The 21,407-nt window shown below is 60.9% G+C and carries 19 protein-coding genes and 3 riboswitches; of the genes, 8 read left to right on the top strand and 11 right to left on the bottom strand.

Annotation, left to right across the window (positions count from 1 at the left end):
- Nucleotides 1-259: 259 nt before the first annotated feature.
- Nucleotides 260-3,130, bottom strand: a complete 2,871-nt coding sequence (gene gcvP / locus ISN74_RS12745) for an aminomethyl-transferring glycine dehydrogenase (protein ID WP_188801167.1) — start codon at nucleotides 3,128-3,130, stop codon at nucleotides 260-262.
- A 46-nt stretch (nucleotides 3,131-3,176) separates the two neighbouring features.
- Nucleotides 3,177-3,261, bottom strand: a riboswitch (glycine riboswitch).
- A 3-nt stretch (nucleotides 3,262-3,264) separates the two neighbouring features.
- A riboswitch (glycine riboswitch) is annotated at nucleotides 3,265-3,349 on the bottom strand.
- A 222-nt stretch (nucleotides 3,350-3,571) separates the two neighbouring features.
- On the opposite strand from gcvP, the gene ISN74_RS12740 reads away from it, so the two are divergent.
- The 8 genes from ISN74_RS12740 to ISN74_RS12705 all read left to right on the top strand — a co-directional run bounded on the left by ISN74_RS12740 (nucleotide 3,572) and on the right by ISN74_RS12705 (nucleotide 13,567).
- A complete protein-coding gene (locus ISN74_RS12740) occupies nucleotides 3,572-3,991 on the top strand; it encodes a VOC family protein (protein ID WP_188801165.1) in 420 nt (139 codons plus the stop codon).
- A 577-nt stretch (nucleotides 3,992-4,568) separates the two neighbouring features.
- On the top strand, nucleotides 4,569-5,555 hold the full coding sequence (locus tag ISN74_RS12735; RefSeq protein ID WP_188801163.1) for a hypothetical protein: 987 nt from the start codon (nucleotides 4,569-4,571) through the stop codon (nucleotides 5,553-5,555).
- A gap of 291 nt (nucleotides 5,556-5,846) precedes the next feature.
- The gene (locus ISN74_RS12730) at nucleotides 5,847-7,490 is read left to right on the top strand and encodes an OFA family MFS transporter (protein WP_188801161.1); all 1,644 of its coding nucleotides are present in this window, start codon (nucleotides 5,847-5,849) and stop codon (nucleotides 7,488-7,490) included.
- A 14-nt stretch (nucleotides 7,491-7,504) separates the two neighbouring features.
- Nucleotides 7,505-8,005 (top strand): formate dehydrogenase subunit gamma, encoded by a 501-nt coding sequence (locus ISN74_RS12725; protein WP_188801159.1) that lies wholly within the window; start codon nucleotides 7,505-7,507, stop codon nucleotides 8,003-8,005.
- Nucleotides 8,002-9,549 (top strand): formate dehydrogenase beta subunit, encoded by a 1,548-nt coding sequence (locus ISN74_RS12720; RefSeq protein ID WP_188801157.1) that lies wholly within the window; start codon nucleotides 8,002-8,004, stop codon nucleotides 9,547-9,549. Before ISN74_RS12725 ends, ISN74_RS12720 begins: the two co-directional genes overlap by 4 nt.
- A 64-nt stretch (nucleotides 9,550-9,613) precedes the next feature.
- Complete coding sequence (gene fdhF / locus ISN74_RS12715) at nucleotides 9,614-12,493, top strand: formate dehydrogenase subunit alpha (protein ID WP_188801155.1); 2,880 nt, start codon at nucleotides 9,614-9,616, stop codon at nucleotides 12,491-12,493.
- A complete protein-coding gene (fdhD, locus tag ISN74_RS12710) occupies nucleotides 12,474-13,325 on the top strand; it encodes a formate dehydrogenase accessory sulfurtransferase FdhD (protein WP_188801153.1) in 852 nt (283 codons plus the stop codon). Before fdhF ends, fdhD begins: the two co-directional genes overlap by 20 nt.
- Complete coding sequence (locus ISN74_RS12705; RefSeq protein WP_188801151.1) at nucleotides 13,322-13,567, top strand: formate dehydrogenase subunit delta; 246 nt, start codon at nucleotides 13,322-13,324, stop codon at nucleotides 13,565-13,567. Before fdhD ends, ISN74_RS12705 begins: the two co-directional genes overlap by 4 nt.
- Nucleotides 13,568-13,610: 43 nt before the next feature.
- Here ISN74_RS12705 and ISN74_RS12700 read toward each other — a convergent pair whose 3' ends face one another.
- The 10 genes from ISN74_RS12700 to moaA form a co-directional block, all read right to left on the bottom strand.
- Nucleotides 13,611-14,594 carry an ABC transporter ATP-binding protein gene (locus tag ISN74_RS12700; protein ID WP_188801149.1) on the bottom strand — a complete coding sequence of 328 codons (984 nt, stop codon included), beginning with the start codon at nucleotides 14,592-14,594 and terminating at the stop codon, nucleotides 13,611-13,613.
- Nucleotides 14,594-15,367, bottom strand: coding sequence for an ABC transporter permease subunit (locus tag ISN74_RS12695; RefSeq protein ID WP_188801147.1), 774 nt, complete (start codon nucleotides 15,365-15,367; stop codon nucleotides 14,594-14,596). The genes ISN74_RS12700 and ISN74_RS12695 overlap by 1 nt, the downstream gene beginning before the upstream one ends.
- Before the next feature lie 72 nt (nucleotides 15,368-15,439).
- Nucleotides 15,440-16,351 (bottom strand): extracellular solute-binding protein, encoded by a 912-nt coding sequence (locus tag ISN74_RS12690; protein ID WP_188801146.1) that lies wholly within the window; start codon nucleotides 16,349-16,351, stop codon nucleotides 15,440-15,442.
- On the bottom strand, nucleotides 16,348-16,704 hold the full coding sequence (locus ISN74_RS12685; RefSeq protein WP_188801144.1) for a hypothetical protein: 357 nt from the start codon (nucleotides 16,702-16,704) through the stop codon (nucleotides 16,348-16,350). The genes ISN74_RS12690 and ISN74_RS12685 overlap by 4 nt, the downstream gene beginning before the upstream one ends.
- Nucleotides 16,701-17,270 (bottom strand): molybdenum cofactor guanylyltransferase, encoded by a 570-nt coding sequence (gene mobA / locus ISN74_RS12680; RefSeq protein ID WP_229679400.1) that lies wholly within the window; start codon nucleotides 17,268-17,270, stop codon nucleotides 16,701-16,703. The genes ISN74_RS12685 and mobA overlap by 4 nt, the downstream gene beginning before the upstream one ends.
- Nucleotides 17,254-17,763: a molybdenum cofactor biosynthesis protein MoaE gene (locus tag ISN74_RS12675; RefSeq protein WP_188801142.1), complete on the bottom strand. Its 510-nt coding sequence runs from the start codon at nucleotides 17,761-17,763 to the stop codon at nucleotides 17,254-17,256. The genes mobA and ISN74_RS12675 overlap by 17 nt, the downstream gene beginning before the upstream one ends.
- 4 nt (nucleotides 17,764-17,767) lie before the next feature.
- Nucleotides 17,768-18,028 (bottom strand): MoaD/ThiS family protein, encoded by a 261-nt coding sequence (locus ISN74_RS12670; protein ID WP_188801140.1) that lies wholly within the window; start codon nucleotides 18,026-18,028, stop codon nucleotides 17,768-17,770.
- Nucleotides 18,025-19,272, bottom strand: coding sequence for a molybdopterin molybdotransferase MoeA (locus ISN74_RS12665; RefSeq protein WP_188801138.1), 1,248 nt, complete (start codon nucleotides 19,270-19,272; stop codon nucleotides 18,025-18,027). Before ISN74_RS12665 ends, ISN74_RS12670 begins: the two co-directional genes overlap by 4 nt.
- Nucleotides 19,269-20,270, bottom strand: a complete 1,002-nt coding sequence (moaCB, locus tag ISN74_RS12660) for a bifunctional molybdenum cofactor biosynthesis protein MoaC/MoaB (protein WP_188801136.1) — start codon at nucleotides 20,268-20,270, stop codon at nucleotides 19,269-19,271. Before moaCB ends, ISN74_RS12665 begins: the two co-directional genes overlap by 4 nt.
- 3 nt (nucleotides 20,271-20,273) lie before the next feature.
- Nucleotides 20,274-21,257: a GTP 3',8-cyclase MoaA gene (gene moaA / locus ISN74_RS12655; protein WP_188801134.1), complete on the bottom strand. Its 984-nt coding sequence runs from the start codon at nucleotides 21,255-21,257 to the stop codon at nucleotides 20,274-20,276.
- A riboswitch (molybdenum cofactor riboswitch) is annotated at nucleotides 21,250-21,389 on the bottom strand. (Overlaps the previous gene by 8 nt.)
- Nucleotides 21,390-21,407: the final 18 nt, after the last annotated feature.

Genomic DNA, 21,407 nt, shown 5'->3' with positions numbered 1-21,407 from the left:
GGCCCCGCTTCGGCGGGGCCTTTTTTATTGGCAATGGGAATGATTGAAACCTTCATTTCTGCAGACTGCAAATGCACCGTCGTCCCGGCGAAGGCCGGGACCTGGCGACTTTCTGGGCATCACGGCGAAAGACACTGGGTCCCGGCCTTCGCCGGGACGACGGTAAGGTTGAGGGTTTGCGGTTTGGGTTTTAACCCGACGTGCGGCAAAAAAAGACCCCGCCTTGAGCGGGGTCCTTTTCAAGTTATGCAGAAGCCGCTTACGCCTCAGCCTCTTCCTTGTACGCATCGATCGGAATGCACGCACACATCACATTCTTGTCGCCATAGACGTTGTCCACACGCGCTACCGGCGACCAGTACTTCTGCAGACGCAGGCTGGGCAGCGGGAAGGCGGCGAGTTCGCGCGGATAGGTGTGCGTCCACTCGGTGCCAGTCACCATCGTCGCAGTGTGTGGCGCGTTCTTGAGAGGATTGTCCTCACGATCCAGGCGGCCATCTTCTACGGCGCGGATTTCGTCGCGGATCTGGATCATCGCGTCGATGAAGCGATCCAGTTCGTGCTGCGATTCGCTTTCGGTCGGCTCCACCATCAAAGTGCCGGCGACCGGGAAGCTGAGCGTCGGCGCATGGAAGCCGAAATCGATCAGGCGCTTGGCCACGTCTTCGGCGCTGATGCCGGTGCTGTCCTTGAGCGGACGCAGATCGAGGATGCACTCGTGTGCCACCAGGCCATTGCGGCCGGTGTACAGCGTCTCGTAGTGCGGGGCGAGGCGCTTGGCGATGTAGTTGGCGTTGAGCAGTGCCACCTGGGTGGCCTTGCGCAGACCTTCCTGGCCCATCAGCGTGATGTACATCCAGCTGATCGGCAGGATGCTGGCGCTGCCGAAGCTGGCCGCGCTCACCATGCCGACCGTGCCTTCACCGCCGAGTGTGCGCGGCAGGAACGGAGCGAGATGCGACTTCACCGCGCACGGACCCACGCCCGGGCCGCCGCCGCCGTGCGGAATGCAGAAGGTCTTGTGCAAATTCAGGTGCGAGACGTCCGAGCCCCACTTGCCGGGCTTGGCCAAGCCGACCAGCGCATTCATGTTGGCGCCATCGGTGTAGACCTGGCCGCCGTGCTGATGGACGATTTCGCAGATGCGCACCACGTCTTCCTCGAACACGCCGTGCGTGGAGGGGTAAGTGATCATCAGCGCAGCGAGGCGATCGGAATACTTCTCGGCCTTGGCGCGGATGTCTTCCACATCGACGTTGCCGTTGTTGTCGCACTTGGTCACGACCACGGTCATGCCGCACATCTGTGCAGAAGCCGGATTGGTGCCATGGGCGGATTCGGGGATCAGGCAGATGTCGCGATGTTCTTCGCCGCGCGAGCGGTGATAGGCGCGGATCGCCAGCAGACCGGCATATTCGCCTTGCGCACCGGAGTTCGGCTGCAGGCTGACCGCATCGTAGCCGGTACATTCCACCAGCATCGCTTCCAACTCGTCGATCAGCTGCTTGTAACCCTGCGTCTGATCAGCGGGCGCCAGCGGGTGGATCTGGCCGAATTCCGGCCACGTCACCGGAATCATCTCGGCGGTGGCGTTGAGCTTCATGGTGCAGCTGCCCAGCGGGATCATGGTGCGATCCATCGCCAGATCCTTGTCGGCCAGCGAACGCATGTAGCGCAGCAGTTCGTGTTCGCTGTGGTGCGTGTTGAATACCGGATGTTGCAGGAACGGCGTCTTGCGCAGCAGCGCGGCGGGCAGGGCGTCCGGCGTGTTGGCATCGGCTTCGTCGATATCACCGAGGTCGGCGCCGAACAGCTCGGCCAGCGCCTGCACATCGGCGCGCGTGGTGGTTTCGTCCAGACTGATACCGACAGCCTGACCATGGATCTGACGCAGGTTCAGGCCCTTGCTGACGGCCTTGGCATGGATAGCGTCGGCATCGACATGGGTGATGTGCAAGGTGTCGAAGAAGTTGCCGCCGACCGTCATGCCGGCGCTACGCAATGCGGCAGCAAGAATCGCCGTGAGGCGATGGGTGCGACGCGCAATGCGTTGCAGGCCTTCCGGGCCGTGATACACGGCGTACATGCTGGCCATCACGGCGAGTAGCACCTGCGCGGTGCAGATGTTGGAGGTGGCCTTCTCGCGACGGATGTGCTGTTCGCGCGTCTGCAGAGTGAGGCGATAAGCGGGCTTGCCTTCTGCATCCACAGAGACGCCGATCAGGCGGCCCGGCATCGAACGCTTATATGCATCGCGGCAGGCGAGGTAAGCCGCATGCGGGCCACCAAAGCCGAACGGCACGCCGAAACGCTGGCTGTTGCCAATCACGATGTCCGCGCCCCACGAGCCGGGCGAAGCGATCAGCGTCAGCGCCAGCAGATCGGTCGCGACGGCGACGATGCCACCACGCGCGTGCACCGCGTCAGCCACGGCTGCGTAATCTTGAATCTGGCCGTAGGTGTTGGGGTACTGCAGCAGCACACCGAAGCTGTCGACACTCGACGCTTCCGACGGTTCGCCCACGTGCAACGCGATGCCGACGCCATCAGCGCGGGTATGCAGCACTTCCAGCGTCTGGGGGTTCACATCGTTGGCGACGAAGAACACGTTCGACTTGGACTTGGCCGAGCGCTTGGCCAGCGTCATGGCTTCGCCAGCCGCAGTGGCTTCGTCCAGCAGCGAGGCGTTGGAAATATCCATGCCGGTGAGATCGGCGACCATGGTCTGGAAGTTGATCAGCGCTTCCATGCGACCTTGCGAGATCTCTGCCTGGTACGGCGTATACGCGGTGTACCACGCCGGGTTCTCCAGGATGTTGCGCAGGATAACGTTCGGCGTGAGCGTGCCGTAGTAACCCTGGCCGATGAAATTTTTGAACACCTTGTTCTTGCGCGCGATCGCGCGGATCTTGGCCAGCGCCTCTTCTTCCGTGACGCTGGGAGCCAGCGCCAGCGGCTGCTGCGATTTGATCTGGCCGGGCACGATGGCGTCGGTCATCGCTTCCAGCGATGCGTGGCCAATCACGTGCAGCATCTGCGCGATCTCGGCATCGTTGGGGCCGATATGGCGCTCGATAAAGGCGTGATGGTGCTCTAGTTCGCGCAGCGAAGGGGTGTGATTCTGACTCATGGCAAAGGCGTCCGAAAATCGCGTGCAGGCCGCACGCGGGGCGCCCCTCTGTCCTTTTGCCTGAGAGTTTGGAAGCGGGGAACATCCGCTTCGTGCCCCTTCGGCGCCGGATTCAACCGGTCTCTCCAGAGTCTTGGTCCACGGCGGTATGGGGCCTGAGCGATTACGGGCGTTGCGCCTTCGGCAGCGGGGCTGACCCGCTTCTCCCACCATGTACATCAAGGCCGCAATTATACCTCGCGCCAGGATGCATGGCTCCCTCTCCCCTTTGGGGAGAGGGCTGGGGTGAGGGGGGCAATCTTGCCTTGAAATTTTTACGAAGCCCGCAACAGTTAAGGCAGCGGTCCTCAGTGTTAACAGGCACTACCGCAAGCGTGGCCCCTCACCCCAACCCTCTCCCCGGAGGGGAGAGGGTGTAACCATCGGCGAGAGCTGAACATCATGAACAAGCCCCCTTTCCGCATCGAACAGATCGATCACGTGGTCCTGCGCGTCTACGACGTTCCTATCATGCAAGCCTTCTACTGCGACGTGCTCGGCTGCACGGTGGAGCGCCGCCAGGAAGAGATTGGGCTCGTGCAACTGCGTGCGGGCCATTCTCTGATCGACCTGGTAAGCATCGGCAGCAAGCTGGGGTGCCATGGCGGGGCTGGACCGGGGACGGAAGGGCACAACATGGACCATCTATGCCTGAGCGTGGATGGGTATGACGAGGCGGCCATCATTGCCCACCTCAAGGCGCATGGCGTCCATGTCGGCGATATCGGCAGCCGCTACGGGGCCAAGGGTGAGGGGCCGTCGATTTATCTATTTGATCCGCAAGGCAACATGGTTGAACTCAAGGGGCCGCCCGCACTTTGACAGCTTCGCCGGGACGACGGAATGGGGCATTTGGAACGCAAATCTTTCAAACCTTCGTTCGAAAAAAAGCATGTGTCATTAGTCACGAATTTAACTTTTGTGACCTGTGACTCGTTATAATGGGCGATCCCCAGGACGCTTGTGTGCAGATCGCCGGGCAGGCGAACGAGACATGCAAGCGTGTGCAGTCCCGCGAACGATTTCCCCCTCGGTATTCGTGTCGGACTTCACGACAGCTTTTTTGCTTTTTTGAATGAACACGCGGATTCCGTGCACACACGCATGAGGTGTGCACCGGACTGATCCGGCTGTTCCTGACGGAAGCAGGAGTTTTGCGGATGCGCCGGCTTCCCCTCCGGTAAATCCGTTCACGGCGAAGGTATTCGCGACGTTGTCCGTGACGCGTTGGAGCTTGTTGCTCCAGTGCGTGCGGTTTCGTGCGGCCATGACGACCGGAAAAGGTTTCGCGCTGCCGAGGCGTGCTCTCTCTGTGCCATGGAATGTGAAGGCAATTCTTCAATGCACTGCGAATGGCGATGGACATTGCCACGCGGGCTTGTTGTTTGAGGGTGTCGTTATGTGTGATTCGGAAGCTTCCGCGCAGGCATTCGATGGCGATCAAGCCATGGATGTCACCAACGTATCCAATCGTGAAGTGACTGCTCTGCTCAGCAATATGCCGTCAGCCCATGGCGCACAGGCGCCGCAGCCAGTCACGGAATCTTCCGGGCTTGGCTATCGTCTGCGTGTCTGGAAACGCCGCTTGAATGATCCGGCCAAGCGAGCTCGGCGTGCGGCACGCGTGACGCGCCAAATTCGTTTTGTCTATTTCGCGCATGCCGATGACGACAGTCTCTTCGGCGAATACCACCACGAACTAGTCACCGCGGAAGTGTTGCTGGATCGTGTGCTTGCGGCACGAGCAGCCGGCATGAAATCGGTGCATCCCTTTTTGTGGGGCGATGCGGAAGAACGTCTTTTCCAGCGGCCGCCGCGTGGCAGTTTCAATCACATCACGCCCGAATACATCCGCTGGTACGGCCGCGATGGCGTGCGTCGTGATGTACCGATGGTGCGCGAGGAATTGGCGATCGAGTTGATGGGCGAATATGCGTACAGCTATGTCGATGCCGTTGACATAGCGACGCGCCATTCCGGTGCGCTTGGGCGTAACGATCAGGCTTGGTTGTCGATGCGGTCCAAGGCGCCCATTACATGCCGCCCCTTGCATGCCACCGAGTTCAGGCAACTGGTCAAGGCCATCGAAGTTGCCTACGACGTTCCGCAAGGCGATACGACGGTGACGCAGGCAAACAAGGAAATAGCCCGTCGTGCAGCAGCGCTGCTCGGCGCCTTGCTGGATGAATATGTGGAAACGCCATTCGTCACCCCGGAACTTGCTGAAGCTTTTGCTGATTTTCATAGCGCACACTTGCAGCGGATCGCCGCAGCAACGCGTTTCAAGGGTTTGCTGCCGATGCCGGTCACCGGTGTGCTGAGCTGGTTTTCGGCCAAGCGCGCGCGGATCTATGCCGAAGTACAAGCGCGGCTCGCCGTGCGCTGATGGTTTTTTGTACTGTTCCCCGATCCGTCCTTACGCGTGACAAGCTTTGCCAGCATGAGCGAGGCAGGGTGAATATTGCACCGCACGAACATCTGAAATAGTTCGTGCATCAAAAATGTGCGTGCATTTCAGTGCTTGAAATATGACAGGCTGCAGCGTTGCACATGACATGCTGCGTAGCAGTAAACAGGGTTTTTGACGCGTAGACTTTTTGCATGCGGCTTAGGCTACAGTCACCCATGTCGCCAACGCGATGCATCAGTTGTCCCATGCTGACTTTGGGAGACGATCATGACTGTCGTGCCTGAGGCTGTAACGGCGTCTGGGGGAAAGACGCCGGGATTGTTAGCGAGGGAACGCATCATTGCCGGTCCGCGTTTCAATCGCTGGCTGGTGCCGCCGGCAGCTTTGGCCATCCATTTATGCATCGGCATGGCCTATGGTTTTTCGGTGTTCTGGCTACCGATGAGCAAATTGGTGCCGGGCGCGCCGAGTTGCGGAAGTGCCGGTTTTTTTGCGCAGCTTTTCGCCACGTCATGCAATTGGACGGTGCCGGCCGTCACGCATATTTTCGAAACCTTTATTGCCATGCTCGGCATTTCGGCCGCCATTTGGGGCGGTTGGCTTGAGCACGCAGGTCCGCGCAAGGCCGGTTTCATTGCAGCCTTGTGCTGGGGTGGCGGATTGGTCATTGGCGGCATCGGCGTATCGATGCATCAGCTCTGGCTGACGTTTCTGGGTTGTGGTGTGCTTGGCGGAATAGGACAAGGGCTGGGTTACATCACCCCTGTGTCCACGCTGATCAAGTGGTTTCCGGATCGCCGCGGCTTGGCCACGGGCTTCGCGATCATGGGCTATGGTGGCGGCGCGATGATTGGTGCGCCTATTGCTGTTGCGCTGATGGCGCGTTTCGCCCACGGCGAGATTCCTGGCGTCGCCAGCACCTTGATCGTGATGGGCATCCTGTATTTCGTCGCGATGTCGGCTGGTGCATTCGGTTTTCGCGTGCCGCCTAACGGTTGGCTGCCCGCCGGCTGGACGCCGCCGGCTTCGGCCAGTAAGCTCATTACCCGCAATCACGTACATTTGAACCGCGCCTGGAAAACGCCGCAGTTCTGGATGATCTGGATCGTGCTGTGCATGAACGTCACTGCCGGCATCGGCGTGATTTCCATGGCCAGCCCCATGCTGCAGGACGTGTTCGGCGGTCGCCTGCTCGGACTGGATGGCGGCGGTGTTCTGACAACTGCGCAGAAGGCAGCGATCGCGGCATCAGCGGCGGGTCTGGTTGGCCTGATCAGCTTGTTCAACAGCCTGGGGCGCATTTTCTGGGCCTCCACCTCCGACTTCATCGGTCGCAAGAACACCTATGTCGTGTTCTTCGTGCTTGGCATCCTGCTGTATTGCAGCCTGCCTACGCTGGGGCACCTGGGGCTGGCTGGCATGTTCGTGATTGCCGTGTGCGTCATTATCTCCATGTATGGCGGTGGCTTCGCCACGGTGCCGGCTTACCTGTCCGACATTTTCGGTACACAAATGGTTGGCGCGATCCACGGGCGGCTGCTGACGGCGTGGTCGGTGGCAGGCATTGCCGGGCCGTTCCTGATCGCGGCGGTACGGCAAGCGCAGTTGGATGCCGGTGTAGCCAAAAGCCTGGTTTACGACCGCACGCTCTACATCCTGGCCGGTTTGCTGTTCATCGGCCTGATCGCCAATCTGCTGGTCAAGCCGGTCAATGAAGCGCACCATATGACCGATGAGGAGCTGGAGCGCGAACGCTCATTGCAGCATGAGGCGCCTCACGTCACGGCCAACGCCAGCCAGGCGGCGCGCGGTGGTTTTGGCGCGATGGGCATCGTTGCCTGGGCGCTGGTGGGCATTCCCTTCCTGATCGGTGTATGGATTGCGCTCAGCAAGGCCGCCGCATTGTTTTGAGGTCGATGTCATTCATGAAGCCTGTCAAGAACGTCGCCGCGCTGCCGCCCATCGATGACAAGCTCCGTGACGCGATTCTGCAAATCACCACCCGGCTGAAAGACCAGCCGGGTGCGCTGCTGCCCGTGCTACACGGCATACAGGCGTCGGTAGGTTATATACCCGAGGAGTCGATCCCGCTGATTGCACGCGAGATGAATCTCTCACGCGCCGATGTGCATGGCGTGGTGTCGTTTTATCACTTCTTTCGCACGCGACCGGCGGGCAAACGCGTCATTTATCTATGCCGCGCGGAGTCGTGCCAGGCGATGGGTGCCGCAGCGCTGGAAAAGCACGTGAAGCATCGGCTGGGTGTGGATTTCCATGAAACGACCGCCGACGGCGTGTTCACACTCGAGCCGGTGTATTGCCTCGGTAATTGCGCCTGCTCGCCAGCGATGATGGTTGATGACGCCTTGAAGGGGCGAGTTACGCCGGCGAGTTTCGACGCATGGCTGAAAGCGGAGGCGACATGAGCGTCACCGTCTATGTACCGCGCGATGCCAGTGCGTTGTCACTGGGGGCCGAAGAGGTCGCGATCGCTATCGCCGCCGAGGCGGAGCTTCGCCATGTCGACGTGCGCATCGTGCGTAATGGCTCGCGTGGTCTGTACTGGCTGGAACCGATGGTCGAGGTGCAGACGGATAAGGGGCGGATCGCTTACGGACCGGTGCAGGCGGATGACGTTTCAGCACTGTTCGACGCCGGTTTCCTGCAGGGCGGTGAAGACGTACTCGCGCTAGGGCTGACCGAGGAGATGCCGTGGTTGAAGAACCAGCAGCGTCTCACGTTTGCGCGGGTGGGCGTCATCGATCCGCGCAGCCTCGATGATTACCGTGCGCATGGCGGTTATCGCGGACTCGCATCCGCGTTACAGATGGGGCCGGTGGCGATGGTGCAAACCGTCACTGACTCGGGCCTTCGTGGCCGTGGTGGCGCGGCATTTCCCACGGGCATCAAGTGGAAAACCTGCCTTGATGCGGAAGCGGATCGGAAATACATCGTCTGCAACGCGGATGAAGGCGACTCAGGCACATTCGCCGACCGCATGCTGATGGAAGGCGATCCCTTCGCGTTGCTCGAAGGGATGACCATTGCTGCGCTCGCTGTCGGCGCTACGCAGGGCTATATCTATCTGCGCATCGAGTATCCGCATGCGCAACGTGCACTGGAAGCGGCGATCGAAGCGGCCAGAGCCAGCGGCTATCTTGGCGATGATATCTGCGGCAGCGGCAAGGCCTTTCACCTCGAAGTGCGTATGGCAGCCGGTGCTTATATCTGTGGCGAAGAAACCTCATTGCTCGAAAGCCTGGAAGGCAGGCGCGGGCAGGTGCGTTTCAAGCCGCCTTTGCCCGCTGTCCAGGGCTTGTTCGGCAAGCCCACTGTGATCAACAACGTGATCACGCTGGCGAGCGTGCCCATCATTCTGGAGCGCGGCGCCACGTTCTATCGCGACTACGGCAGCGGGCGCTCGCGCGGTACCTTGCCGTTGCAACTGGCAGGCAACGTTAAACGGCCGGGACTCGTTGAGTGTGCGTTCGGTTTGACCCTGCGCGAACTGATCGAAGATTACGGTGGTGGCACCGCCAGCGGCCGCCGCATCCGCGCGGTGCAGGTTGGAGGACCGTTGGGTGCCTACATCCCCGAGTCGAGACTGGACACGCCGATTGACTATGAAGCGTTTGCTGCCATCAGCGGCATGGTCGGCCACGGAGGCGTAGTGGTGTTCGACGATACGGTCGACATGGCCAGGCAAGCCCGTTTTGCGATGGAGTTTTGCGCGATCGAGTCTTGCGGCAAGTGCACGCCATGCCGTATCGGTTCCACCCGCGGCGTGGAGGTGATTGATCGGATCATCGCCGGCGATGCGGCGGAGCGTGAGCGCAACGAAGTGCTGCTGCGGGATCTATGTCAGACCATGCTGGCCGGTTCGCTTTGTGCACTGGGCGGCATGGCGCCGTTTCCGGTGCTGAGTGCTATCGATCATTTTCATGAAGATTTTGAAGGCGCGAAGACTTAGCTCTCGCCGTTGAAGGACGGAGGGTTAATGCCGTCGTCGCAGAGGTTCGAGGAGGTAGTTCGTCATGTTGTCCATTGTCGAAATCGATCGCGGTACACCCGCCGTAAAATCTGACACGCTGGTGACGCTGGAGATCGACGGTCGAAGTATCAACGTGCCAGAAGGTACCTCGGTCATGCGTGCCGCTGCGCAGGCTGGCATCAACATTCCCAAGCTATGCGCGACCGACATGCTGGAAGCGTTCGGTTCCTGCCGCCTTTGCCTGGTGGAGATCGAGGGACGAAAAGGCTACCCGGCCTCATGCACCACGCCAGTGATCGAAGGGATGAAGGTCAGTACGCAGACGCCGAAGCTGGCCGAGATTCGCCGCGGCGTGATGGAGTTGTATATCTCCGATCATCCGCTGGATTGCCTCACCTGTCCCGCAAACGGTCATTGCGAACTGCAGGATATGGCCGGGGTGGTAGGGTTGCGCGAAGTGCGTTACGGCTATGACGGCGCGAATCACGTGTTCGCAAAGGGCCGTCAAGGCGAGGCGAATCCTCACTTTGCCCCGAAGGACGAATCGAATCCGTACTTCACCTTCGATCCTTCTAAGTGCATCGTCTGCTCACGCTGCGTACGTGCCTGCGAGGAGGTGCAAGGCACCTTCGCATTGACCATTCAGGGGCGCGGTTTCGAGTCGAAGGTTTCGGCCAGCCAGAACGATCGCTTCCTGGATTCCGAATGCGTATCCTGCGGCGCCTGCGTGCAGGCATGTCCTACGGCGACACTTTCGGAAAAGTCGCTGATCGACCGCGGCCAAGCGGAGCATAGCGTGATCACTACCTGCGCCTATTGTGGCGTCGGTTGCAGTTTCCGTGCCGAGATGAAAGGCGAGGAAATTGTCCGCATGGTGCCGAACAAGGATGGCCATGCCAATCATGGCCATTCCTGCGTCAAGGGTCGTTTTGCCATCGGCTATGCCACCCACCCGGATCGCATCAATACGCCAATGATTCGGCAGAAAATCAGCGATCCATGGCGGATCGTGAGCTGGGATGAAGCCATTGCGCACGTCGCCAGCGAGTTCAAGCGGCTACAAGCGACGTACGGCAAGTTCTCCATTGGCGGCATTACGTCTTCGCGTTGCACTAACGAGGAGACTTACCTGGTGCAGAAACTGGTTCGTGCCGGTTTCGGCAACAACAATGTAGATACCTGCGCTCGTGTCTGCCACTCACCAACCGGCTACGGCCTGAAGGCTACGTTGGGTGAGTCGGCCGGAACACAGGATTTCGACTCCATTGAGCAGACCGATGTGGTGCTGGTGATCGGCGCCAATCCGACGGACGCGCATCCAGTCTTTGGTTCTCAGATGAAACGTCGTCTGCGTGCTGGCGCCAGGCTGATCGTGATCGATCCGCGTCGTATCGATCTGGTGCGCACGCCGCACATCCAGGCGGATTACCATCTCAAGCTCAAGCCGGGCACCAACGTTGCGGTGCTCGATACCCTGGCTCATGTGATTGTCACCGAAGGCCTGGTGAATGAGGACTTCGTCGCCGCGCGCTGTGAGCATGACGCGTTTGAAAAATGGCGCACGTTCGTGGCGCAGGACAAATACAGTCCAGAGGCGATGGAGGCCGACACCGGCGTGCCTGCCGAGCTGGTGCGCCGCGCTGCACGGTTGTACGCGACTGGCGGCAATGCGGCGATTTACTACGGGCTTGGTGTTACGGAGCACTCGCAAGGTTCCACCGCGGTAATGGCGATTGCGAACCTCGCAATGGCAACGGGCAACATCGGCCGCGAAGGTGTGGGGGTGAATCCGCTGCGTGGGCAGAACAATGTGCAGGGCTCCTGCGACATGGGTTCCTTTCCGCATGAATTTCCCGGCTATCGGCATGTAGGCGACGCCAAAGTGCGCGCTTCATTCGAAGAAGCTTGGGGTGTGTCGCTGTACGACGAGCCGGGTCTGCGCATTCCTAATATGTTCGAGGCCGCGCTGGATGGGAGCTTCAAGGGGCTCTATATCGAGGGCGAAGATATCGCGCAGTCCGATCCGAACACACAGCATGTCACAGCAGCATTGGAAGCGTTGGAATGCGTGGTGGTGCAGGATCTGTTTCTCAATGAAACGGCCAAGTTCGCGCACGTCTTCCTGCCCGGTTGTTCGTTCCTCGAAAAAGACGGCACGTTCACCAATGCTGAGCGCCGTATATCGCGCGTGCGCAAGGTCATGGAACCCAAGGGGCGCTATGCCGACTGGGAGGTCACACAGCTGCTGGCCAATGCCATGGGTTATCCCATGCATTACAAACATCCGTCCGAGATCATGGACGAAATTGCACGGCTTACCCCAACCTTCAACGGTGTCAGTTTCGATAAGATCGATCAGCTCGGTTCGATCCAGTGGCCGTGTAACGCGCAGCATCCGGAAGGCACACCTGTCATGCATGTTGAGGAATTCGTGCGCGGCAAAGGCCGGTTCATGCTGACCGAATACGTACCGACGTCCGAAAAAGTCAACGCGGAACATCCGCTGATCCTGACCACCGGTCGCATTCTCAGCCAATACAATGTCGGTGCGCAGACGCGCCGCACTGCCAATGTGATGTGGCATGACGAGGATCGTCTGGAAATTCATCCGCACGATGCCGAAGAGCGCGGTATCCAGGACAATGACTGGGTTGGCATCGAGAGCCGAGCCGGACAGACCGTGCTGCGGGCACGGATATCGGAGCGTATGCAGCCCGGTGTGGTCTACACCACGTTCCATTTCCCGGGGTCGGGCGCCAATGTCATCACCACGGAAAACTCCGATTGGGCCACCAACTGCCCCGAGTACAAAGTGACGGCGGTGCAAGTCACACGCGTCAGCCAACCTTCGGAGTGGCAGAAGCGTTATAAGGTTTTCTCTCACGAACAACAGGCGCTGCTGGATGCTGCCGAAACGCCCTGAAACCTCCGCCATCGGTCATGGCTACGTGACTCGCCGTGTCGATCGTTATCGCCGTGGCGAGCACGAGCAGGTGAGCGATGCAATCACCGAAGAAGTGCCGGTGGCGATGGTCTATAACGATGTGCCGTTTGCGGTCATGATGGTGACGCCGCTGGATCTGGAGGACTTTGCGCTGGGTTTTTCGCTGAGTGAAGGCTTGGTCGGAACGCAAGCGGAGCTGAAGTCGATCGAAGTGCGTCCTCGTCTGGAAGGCGTCGAGCTGGCCATGCAGGTCGTATCCGGCACCATCGAGCAGCGCGCTGGCAGCGGCGGTGAACGTTTGTTGCCAGGACGCAGCGGTTGCGGATTATGCGGCGCACGCATGCTGGAAGATGCCGTGCGCCATCCGGCGGCGGTGGGCGAGGGACGCCGTATCGAATCCGCGGCGCTGGAGCGCGCACTGGATGCGCTGCGTGCCGCGCAGCCGGTCAATGCAGCCACCGGTTCGGTGCACGCCGCTGCGTGGTGCTGCATCGATGGCGGCATTGCGATGGTCCGCGAAGATGTTGGCCGGCACAACGCGCTAGATAAGCTGATCGGAGCCATGGTCAAGGCGAATGTCGACCCCGAGCAGGGCTTTTTGGTGGTGACCAGCCGCGCCAGTTACGAGATGGTAACCAAGGCCGCCAGCGCGGGTATCACTTTCATGGCTGCGATTTCGGCACCTACCGCCTTGGCCATTCATCTGGCCGAGAGCACTCACCTGACCCTGGTGGGTTTCGCACGACCCGGCCACTATGTTGTCTACACGCATCCACAGCGGTTGCTGCACACAGCCGGAGTCCGGGCATGAACGTCGAGCGCCTGGTTGCGATGGCCAACGATATCAGCCGTTACTTCGGGGCCGAGCCGGATCAGGCTGCGGCGGTGGCGGGCATTGCCGATCATCTCAAGCGCTTCTGGGAACCTGGCATGCGCAAACAGATCGTGGCGCACCTTGAGAGCGGCGGTGAAGGTTTGGAACCGTTGGCGAAGTTGGGGGTGCAGCGATTAGAGGAACTGGATCGCAAGACAATCGTGGCGGGTCGCGAATAACACGCTCGTCATCGTAGCTCGTGTTGGGACGATGGGATGGGACTTATCGCGGCCAGTAATGAATCGCCTCGGAAGGCAGATGGATCATCGGCGTTTCCGGTATGGACATATCGCGAGGCACCGAGACCCAAAGCCGGCCTTGGCCGCAGCGCACGCCCAGCTGAGTGATGTGGCTATCGACATGCCGAACCTCGATCAGCGCCGGAATGGCGTGGCGCGGCGCATGTTGCGCATCCATGATCCGAATGGCCGCTGGATCGATCGTCCATTCGACGCTGGTTCCAGGCTTGAGCTGCTCATCGATCGGAAGCGCCATGCCGCCCTCCGGCCAGACTAACCGCCATGCACCCGGTGCACCATCGATGTGCCCGTAGTGCACATTGCGATAACCGAGCAAACGCGCAGCGGCACCGTTGACCGGTTTGGCATAGACCGCTTCCGGTGTGCCGATCTGGATGATGTTGCGTTGGTGCATCAGCACCAGTCGGTCAGCTACCGCAGCCAGGTGCGGGTCATGGCTGACAGCCAGCGTGGGAATGCCAAATTCATGCACCTCGGCGATCAACTCGGCGATGACGTCGTCGCGGGTGACCGGATCAAGCGCCGAAGTGGGTTCATCCAACAGCAGCAATTGCGGACGGCGTGCGATGGCGCGCGCCAGTGCGACGCGCTGCTGCTGTCCCCCCGACAGCGTCGCCGCATAGCGCTCGGCGAATTCGGCCATGTGTACGCGCTCCAGCAGTTGCATGGCCTGTTGTTTGCGTTGCGTGCCGCGCAAGGCGAAAGCGACGTTCTGCCACGCATTCAAATGCGGAAACAGCGCGTAGCCTTGGGGCAGATAACCGACCGCGCGATGCTGCGCGGCCAAACCTCCAAACGGTTCGCCCTGCGCAGGAACAAGACCGGCGATGGCGCGCAACAGCAGTGATTTGCCTTCACCGCTGACACCCAGCAGCACGGTGAATCCTTCGACATCGAAAGCTGCATGCAGCGCAATGGGATGCTGGATGGCGTAGTTGATGTGCATCAGATCAGATGCCGCCGGCGGGCTGCAAGGCCAAGGATCAGCGGCATCGGCATGGCTACGAGAAAAAACACCCATAGCAGCGGATAGACCGCACTGAGGCCCACATTTTGTAGATTCACCCACAGCTTCACTGGAATCCCCTGTGGGTAATAGGCCACGATCAGCACAGCGCCGAATTCACCCAGTGCCCGCACCCACGCCAGCGCAACGGCAGCGGCAAGCCCCAACCTCGCGAGCGGCAAACTGACATGCAGAAAACTGCGCCAGGGTGAATGGCCAAGGGTAAGGGCCATCTGTTCCAGTTCGCGCGGCACGCTTTCGAAGGCAGCGCGTGCTGCGATTACGTAATAGGGCAGCGCACTGTAGAACTGCGCCATGACGAAGGCTGGTGCGGAATTGGTAAGCACCAGTCCGGCCCGTTCCAGCAAGTTACCGGCAGGACCGTAAGGTCCGTACATGGAGGCCAGCAATAAACCTAATGCCAGCGGCGGTGTCAGGAGTGCGAGCAGCAGTAAGGCATCGATCAGCCATTTGCCGCGCATCGGATAGCGCGCCAACCACCAAGCCAGTGGCGTACCCAGCGCGATGATCAGGATCAGCGCAAGCAGACTGTAGACCAGTGACACCACGACGGCGCTGCCGTCGCCATCGGCAAAACGGAAGTCGCTCCAATGGGTCGCAAGTGCAAGACCTACGAAAGGTGCTGCCAGAAGCAATAGCGTGACAGCGCTTGCCATCACAGGTAGGCGTGAGTGATACGTACTTGCGCTCATGCATCACATCCTAGCGGTCATTCCCGCTTTCGCGGAGATGACGGTGTGGCGAGATTTGCGATCGCGCACAAGTCACAGAGCGGATCCGCGTGGCGCACTATAGCCATGGTCGCGGAACATCGTCTGTCCTTCCGGGCTCTGCAGAAAGGTGACGAAATCGCGTGCCAGTTGCGGTTGCTGCGCATTGCTAAGCACCGCGGCATAAAAGACCAGCGGTTGCACTTTCAGGGTCTTGCCGTTGCTCAGCGTGATGGACGCACGGTCGTACCACGGTGCCTGCATCGCCGGGTTACCCAGGTTGATTTCGTCAGGCAGGTTGATGGTTGGCAGGTGATGCGATTGCGCCGCGCTGAGATAACTGATGGCCGCATCGATTTGTCCCGCTTCCAGGCGCGACATCAGCGATGGCTCGGTAAAGATTTGAGCGGTGTTCTGCGGGTCACCTGCAATCTTCTGCAGCATATCGGGGCGATGGTAATAGTCCGCGGCCAGTTGCAGGGTCAACAGCGCATTGGCGCCTTGCGGATCGATCGCAGGGTCGGTACGACCCAGATGTAACCCGGGCTCGCTCAGTACGTCATACCAATTCTTCTTGCCTTGGGCTGCTGCGGCGAAATCGGCTGCGAAACGGCTATGCGGGCTGTAGCTGATCACCATCTGCGTGCTGGCGACGGGTACGGCTTGCGTCACCATGCCTGCTTGCTTAAGCACTTGCATGGGGCCGGGCGTGATGGTGACGAAGACATCGGCCTGCATCTGGTGTGCGGCTAGCAGATGCGCCAGCGCGTAGGATCCCTGGCCGGTACCTTGGTAGGTCGCGTTATGCGTTTTGGCGAAAGCCGGGCCGGCGGCGTTGTCCATCACCACGCCCATGGAGCCCGCGTAGGCCACACGTAGTACAGGGGTATCGGCTGCCGTGGCGGCGATGCAAAACATGACCAGTGCGCAAACGAATGCTGTCCGGCAACGTCGTATGACATTCATGATGCGTCTCCTTCGGAAGGTTTATGCAGGCGTTTGCGTGCGCTATCCCGCACATCGACATCGAACAGCAATTGCAGAGGGGCGTCGCCAGGGGTGGGGATGTCGAAACTCAATCCATCGCGTGATGGCAAGCGCATGCTTAATGCGCGGACTTCGGGCTCAGGCAGCCCGATATGCCAGTTGGCCTCGTCGCGCCGCCAATCGAGTTGTGCCGCCAATCGGACCTGTTGCACTTCCACGCGGCCATCCGGCAGGTGCGTGCGGTTTTCGGCTACGCCACCGGCCAGTAATAGCGCAAGCTCGGCTTCATCGACGCGTAGCCGTAGTGTCTGACCTTCCAGTTGCACTCTCATTCACAGACCTCGCGCCAGGTTTCTTCCGTATTGCAGTCGATCAATTGCATTTCATCTTCGGCATTCAACGGGATGACACTGACGCCAACGCGCTCCTGCAAGGCACGCAGTGAGCGCATGCGATGGTCGTTCGCGGCCATCAACGCCTTCAATGCTGTGCGGCAGGTGTCATCCAGTCGCAAACGCATGGGCAGCACATGACCGGTAAAGTGTGTGCTGCCGGATGGCGTGGATGCCTCAAGCAGTTGCCGAAGCAAAGCAGATTGCAGCCGCGGCATATCGACTGGAACGATCAGCAGATCGCCATCGCTGCAGTTAGCCGCAATACCGGCGATGCCGCCGAGCGGTCCGGCATGCGCCACAGGATCGGCAATGCCCTGGTAATCGGGGCGATCGCCGCTGACGTGGACTGTATCGACGCCTGCCGCTTGCAGCATGGCGATCTGATGTTCAATCAAGGGGCGTCCGTGCCACGAAAGCATCGCTTTGTCGCGCCCCATGCGCGAGGAAAGCCCGCCGGCGAGTACCACGCCGATGCGATGCATGGGTTCAGTGCCCATGCCCATGCGTGTCACCGGCCCGCTTGACCGCAGCCAATTCCGCGGCCCGGTGCTCTTCGCACAGCGAGCAGCCTTCGCTCCATGCGCTGTCGCCGTCGACGTAGTGTTCCTGCTTCCAGATCGGTGCTTCGTGTTTGACTGCCTCGATTGCCAGTCGGCACGCGCGGAATGCTTCATCGCGATGCGGTGTGGCTGCCGCAACGACAACAGCCAGATCGCCGATGCGCAGATCACCTTTGGCGTGCGCGATGTAGAGCTTCATCGGGCCACCGACTTCCTGGCGAGCGCGGTCGGCAATCGCCTGGAAGGTGCGCAGCGCCAGCGGTTCGAACAGGTCGTAGCTGACGCCGGTAACGACGCGCCCCAGATTGTGCTGGCGCACGCGACCGATGAATGTGGTGATGCCGCCAAAGCGCGGATCGGAGACGAAATCGAGCGCAGCAGAGGGATTCAACGGCGCATGGACGATATCGACAACGGCCGTGTAAATGTCGGTCATAAGATTAACCCCCACTCACCGGCGGCAAGATGGCCAGCTCGCCATTTTCCGGCACGCTGCGGTGGTTGTGCAGGATCTCGTCCTGGCTGGCGAACGCGGAGCGCTGGATCAGGTTCGGGCTAATGCCCGGCGCGTGTTCCCGCAGATAGTGCTGCACGACATCGCGCAGCTCAGCAACCGTGCTGCCATCTGCGACATCGATTTCGATGAAGCCACGTGCATCGGCATCGCGCAGGGCGCCGAACAAGGTGATGCGCCGCTTCATATAGGGCTCTCGCAGGGCAGAGGAAATTCAAGATGACCGGGTCCGTAGACGTCGACCAGGCTGCCAGCAGCCAGAGCATCGATATCGGCGGGAACGACGGCCCACGCATTCGCGTCGGCCAGTGGCTGGATGCGGTAGGACTCCTGTCCGCCAAGTACCTCTATCGCCAAGCGCCCTTCGCCATCAATGCGCAGGCGGCTTTTCAGATGAAAGCGTAGGCGCGGCTTTTTGCTGTACGCGTTGAACAAAGGAACGCGGCGCGGCATCTCCTGCGGCAGACCGAGCATCACGCGCAGGGCGGGTTCGACGAAGAAGCGCAGCCCCACCGCTACGGCGATCGGATTGCCGGGCAGGCCAAACAGCAGGGCGTTGCCGGGTAAACGCGCACATAGCAGCGGCTTGCCGGGGCGGATGGCGACTTTGTGGAACAGGGTTTCCGCGCCGATGTGTTCCAACGCCTGTGGTACGAAATCGTAGCGGCCCATCGATACGGCACCGCTGGAGATGATCAGTTGCGCGCCTGCATCAAGGGCGCGGCGTAGCGCGGCTTCGAAGGCTACGGCGTCATCACCGACCGTTTCCACATGCACCACGTCTGCACCGGCCAGCGGCAGGCGCGCAGCGAGGAAGGGGCCGTTGGAGTTGCGGATCTGCCCGGGCGAGAGCGTTTGTGCCGGATCATCGACCAGCTCGCGGCCGGTGCACAGCACCGCGACGCGGGGACGCTCGATCACGGATACGTCGCCCAGGCCCAGTGACGCCAGCAGCATCAGATGTTGCGGTGCCAGTGTGGTTCCGGCAGCGAGTACGGTTTGGCCGCGCCGTACATCCGAACCGGCATGACGCACGTTCTGTCCCGGCGTCACGTCGGCAAGCAGCCGAATGCGCGACGATGACAGCCGCTCGGTTTGTTCAACGGGAATGACGCGGTCCAATCCATCCGGCAGGCGTGCGCCGGTCATGATTTCCCACGCGCCGTGACGTGCATGGGCAATGCCGTCGCCAGCGGCTTGTTCACCTTCGACATCCCGTTCGGCGCCTGCAGGAACCACTGCATCGCCGCGCAGCGCGAAGCCATCCATCGCGGAGTTGTCGAAGGGTGGTAGATCCACCTTGCTCACCAGTGGCTCGGCGAGGACGCGACCCAAGCAGGCCGTTGTCGGACACGCTTGCGCGGGCAAGCGTGTCCTGGCTGCCAGAACGATGCGCAGCGCGTCTTCGTAAGCGAGCGTGTCCTGGCTCATGCGTGCCCTCCGCCAGCGGCCATGCTCAAGGCGTGCGATAGCACTGGCGCGAGAATATCCATGCCTTGCGCGACTGCCTTGGCGCTGCCGGGTAAGGCAATCACCAGCGTAGTGCCGATGAGCACGGCGTGAGCACGGCTGAGCCACGCCATCGGCGTGTGCTGGCTGCTTTCGGTGCGAAACAATTCGCCGATGCCGTCGACATGGCGATCGGCCACCATCGCCAGGGCTTCGGGTGTGCGGTCGCGTGGTCCCAGCCCGGTGCCGCCGGTACAAAGAATCAGGCGCACGCCGTGGGATGCCAGTTGCCGCAGGCGTTCGGCGAGCTGCACCGGTTCGTCGGCAAGCACTTCGGCATCGGTCACGTTAGCGCCGAGTTCGCGCAGGCGTTGTACCAGCAGAGGGCCAGAGATATCGGTGTAGTCGCCGCGGCTTGCACGGTCGCTGAGCGTGATGACGGCGGCATGGATAGTGTCCAGCTGCGCGATGGTGCGCGGTTTATAACGCTCGCGTTCTGCATCCGTCATGCCTTCCGGATGCAGCCACAGGCCTCGCTTGCCGCCTTCCTTGAACAGCAGGCGCACGCCGCCGAACGATAACGCTGGCTCCACCGGTTTGGTGAGATCGTACAAGGTAAGCAATGCTGCACTCGCGCCGGCCAGTGCTTCCATTTCCACGCCGGTGCGCGCGAAGGTGGCTACCTCGCAATAGACACGGATGGCGTGACGCTCGCCGACCGGCTCGCAACGCACGTCAATGTATTCCAGTGGTAGCGGATGACACAGCGGCATCAGCTGTGAAGCGTTTTTCGCACCTTGCAAGCCCGCGATCTCGGCCATGGTCATCGCATCGCCTTTGGGCAGGCGGCGTTCGACGATTTGCGTAAAGGCGTCGGCGCCGGCACTCAATTCTCCGATGGCTACCGCTCGGCGTGCGGTAACGCGCTTGTGGCGCACATCCGCCATATGGAAATGGGCGCCTTCCTCGCGCTCTTGCATGTATCAGCCTCCGGTGGATGCGAGATGAGGGGTGATGCCGGTGCGGCCTTCGTGCAGGAAATGGCCCTGTTCCTTGCGGCCGATCTGACCGCCGATGGCCTGTACCAGTTCTTCCAGTTGTTCGTCGGCCTGCAGGAAGCGACGCAGCGGTATGCCGAACTCGCCGAACAGGCACAGGCGCAGGTCGCCGGTGGCGGTGACGCGCAGGCGGTTGCAGCCGGTGCAGAAGTCCTTCGAATACGGCGCGATGATGCCGATGCGGCCGGCGTAATCCGCGTGACGGTATTCGCGTGCCGGGCCCGCATCCGCCGCGCGTGGCAGAGCCTGCCAGCCCGATTCCAGTAACTGCGTTTCCAAGGTTTCGGCGCGGACGTGGTGATCGCGGAAGAACGGGAGATTGTCGCCGGTCTGCATCAGTTCAATAAAGCGCAGGCCGATGCGACGGTCTCGCAGATAATCGAGCCAGGTTGGCAGTTCGCGGTCGTTGACATCGCGCAGCAGCACGGCGTTGAGTTTGACCGAGGGCATGTCTGTGGCAAGCGCCATGTCCACGCCGTGCAGGATGTCCTCGAGACGGTCATGGCCGGTGATGCGTGTGAATGTCGTGCGATCGAGACTGTCTACGCTGACGTTGATCGCATTGAGGCCAGCATCCATCCATTCGCCAAGGCGGCGGCTGAGCAGGGTGCCGTTGGTGGTCATCGCCAGCTTGGTGACGCCCGGTACGGCGGCGGCCACACGCAGGATGTCAGCAAGGTCGTTCCGCACACTGGGTTCGCCGCCGGTAATGCGCAGCTTGTGCATGCCCAGTTCGGTGAACCCGCGCAGCAGGCGGGTGATCTCGTCCAGCGACAACGGCCCGGCAGCCTTGGGATCGGCGTGGTATCCATGCGGCAGGCAATACGTGCAACGGAAATTGCACGCGGGAATCACCGACAATCGCAAATACGGAAACCTGCGGCCGTAGCGATCAGCCAGCGGGGACATGGTCTGTGCTCCTTTCCAAGCCGGGAGGCAAACGCGTTTCCGTGTTCACCCTGGTGATCTTTCGGATCACGGACGTCAAGCCGTATTCCTTGTGGGAACCGCAGGCCGGACGCCTCGGAGTTGTGGGTACGCCTGTAAGTGTAACTATCC

It is taken from the genome of Dyella caseinilytica (assembly GCF_016865235.1).
In the GTDB taxonomy this organism is placed as follows: Bacteria; Pseudomonadota; Gammaproteobacteria; order Xanthomonadales; family Rhodanobacteraceae; genus Dyella_B; species Dyella_B caseinilytica.
This window is presented reverse-complemented; position numbering and strand designations above follow the sequence as displayed.

Bases quoted from the DNA above. Each gene is read 5' to 3' on its own strand.
- gcvP (WP_188801167.1), bottom strand. From the start codon at position 3,130: ATGAGTCAGAATCACACCCCTTCGCTGCGCGAACTAGAGCACCATCAC.
- ISN74_RS12740 (WP_188801165.1), top strand. From the start codon at position 3,572: ATGAACAAGCCCCCTTTCCGCATCGAACAGATCGATCACGTGGTCCTG.
- ISN74_RS12735 (WP_188801163.1), top strand. From the start codon at position 4,569: ATGTGTGATTCGGAAGCTTCCGCGCAGGCATTCGATGGCGATCAAGCC.
- ISN74_RS12730 (WP_188801161.1), top strand. From the start codon at position 5,847: ATGACTGTCGTGCCTGAGGCTGTAACGGCGTCTGGGGGAAAGACGCCG.
- ISN74_RS12725 (WP_188801159.1), top strand. From the start codon at position 7,505: ATGAAGCCTGTCAAGAACGTCGCCGCGCTGCCGCCCATCGATGACAAG.
- ISN74_RS12720 (WP_188801157.1), top strand. From the start codon at position 8,002: ATGAGCGTCACCGTCTATGTACCGCGCGATGCCAGTGCGTTGTCACTG.
- fdhF (WP_188801155.1), top strand. From the start codon at position 9,614: ATGTTGTCCATTGTCGAAATCGATCGCGGTACACCCGCCGTAAAATCT.
- fdhD (WP_188801153.1), top strand. From the start codon at position 12,474: ATGCTGCCGAAACGCCCTGAAACCTCCGCCATCGGTCATGGCTACGTG.
- ISN74_RS12705 (WP_188801151.1), top strand. From the start codon at position 13,322: ATGAACGTCGAGCGCCTGGTTGCGATGGCCAACGATATCAGCCGTTAC.
- ISN74_RS12700 (WP_188801149.1), bottom strand. From the start codon at position 14,594: ATGCACATCAACTACGCCATCCAGCATCCCATTGCGCTGCATGCAGCT.
- ISN74_RS12695 (WP_188801147.1), bottom strand. From the start codon at position 15,367: ATGAGCGCAAGTACGTATCACTCACGCCTACCTGTGATGGCAAGCGCT.
- ISN74_RS12690 (WP_188801146.1), bottom strand. From the start codon at position 16,351: ATGAATGTCATACGACGTTGCCGGACAGCATTCGTTTGCGCACTGGTC.
- ISN74_RS12685 (WP_188801144.1), bottom strand. From the start codon at position 16,704: ATGAGAGTGCAACTGGAAGGTCAGACACTACGGCTACGCGTCGATGAA.
- mobA (WP_229679400.1), bottom strand. From the start codon at position 17,270: ATGGGCATGGGCACTGAACCCATGCATCGCATCGGCGTGGTACTCGCC.
- ISN74_RS12675 (WP_188801142.1), bottom strand. From the start codon at position 17,763: ATGACCGACATTTACACGGCCGTTGTCGATATCGTCCATGCGCCGTTG.
- ISN74_RS12670 (WP_188801140.1), bottom strand. From the start codon at position 18,028: ATGAAGCGGCGCATCACCTTGTTCGGCGCCCTGCGCGATGCCGATGCA.
- ISN74_RS12665 (WP_188801138.1), bottom strand. From the start codon at position 19,272: ATGAGCCAGGACACGCTCGCTTACGAAGACGCGCTGCGCATCGTTCTG.
- moaCB (WP_188801136.1), bottom strand. From the start codon at position 20,270: ATGCAAGAGCGCGAGGAAGGCGCCCATTTCCATATGGCGGATGTGCGC.
- moaA (WP_188801134.1), bottom strand. From the start codon at position 21,257: ATGTCCCCGCTGGCTGATCGCTACGGCCGCAGGTTTCCGTATTTGCGA.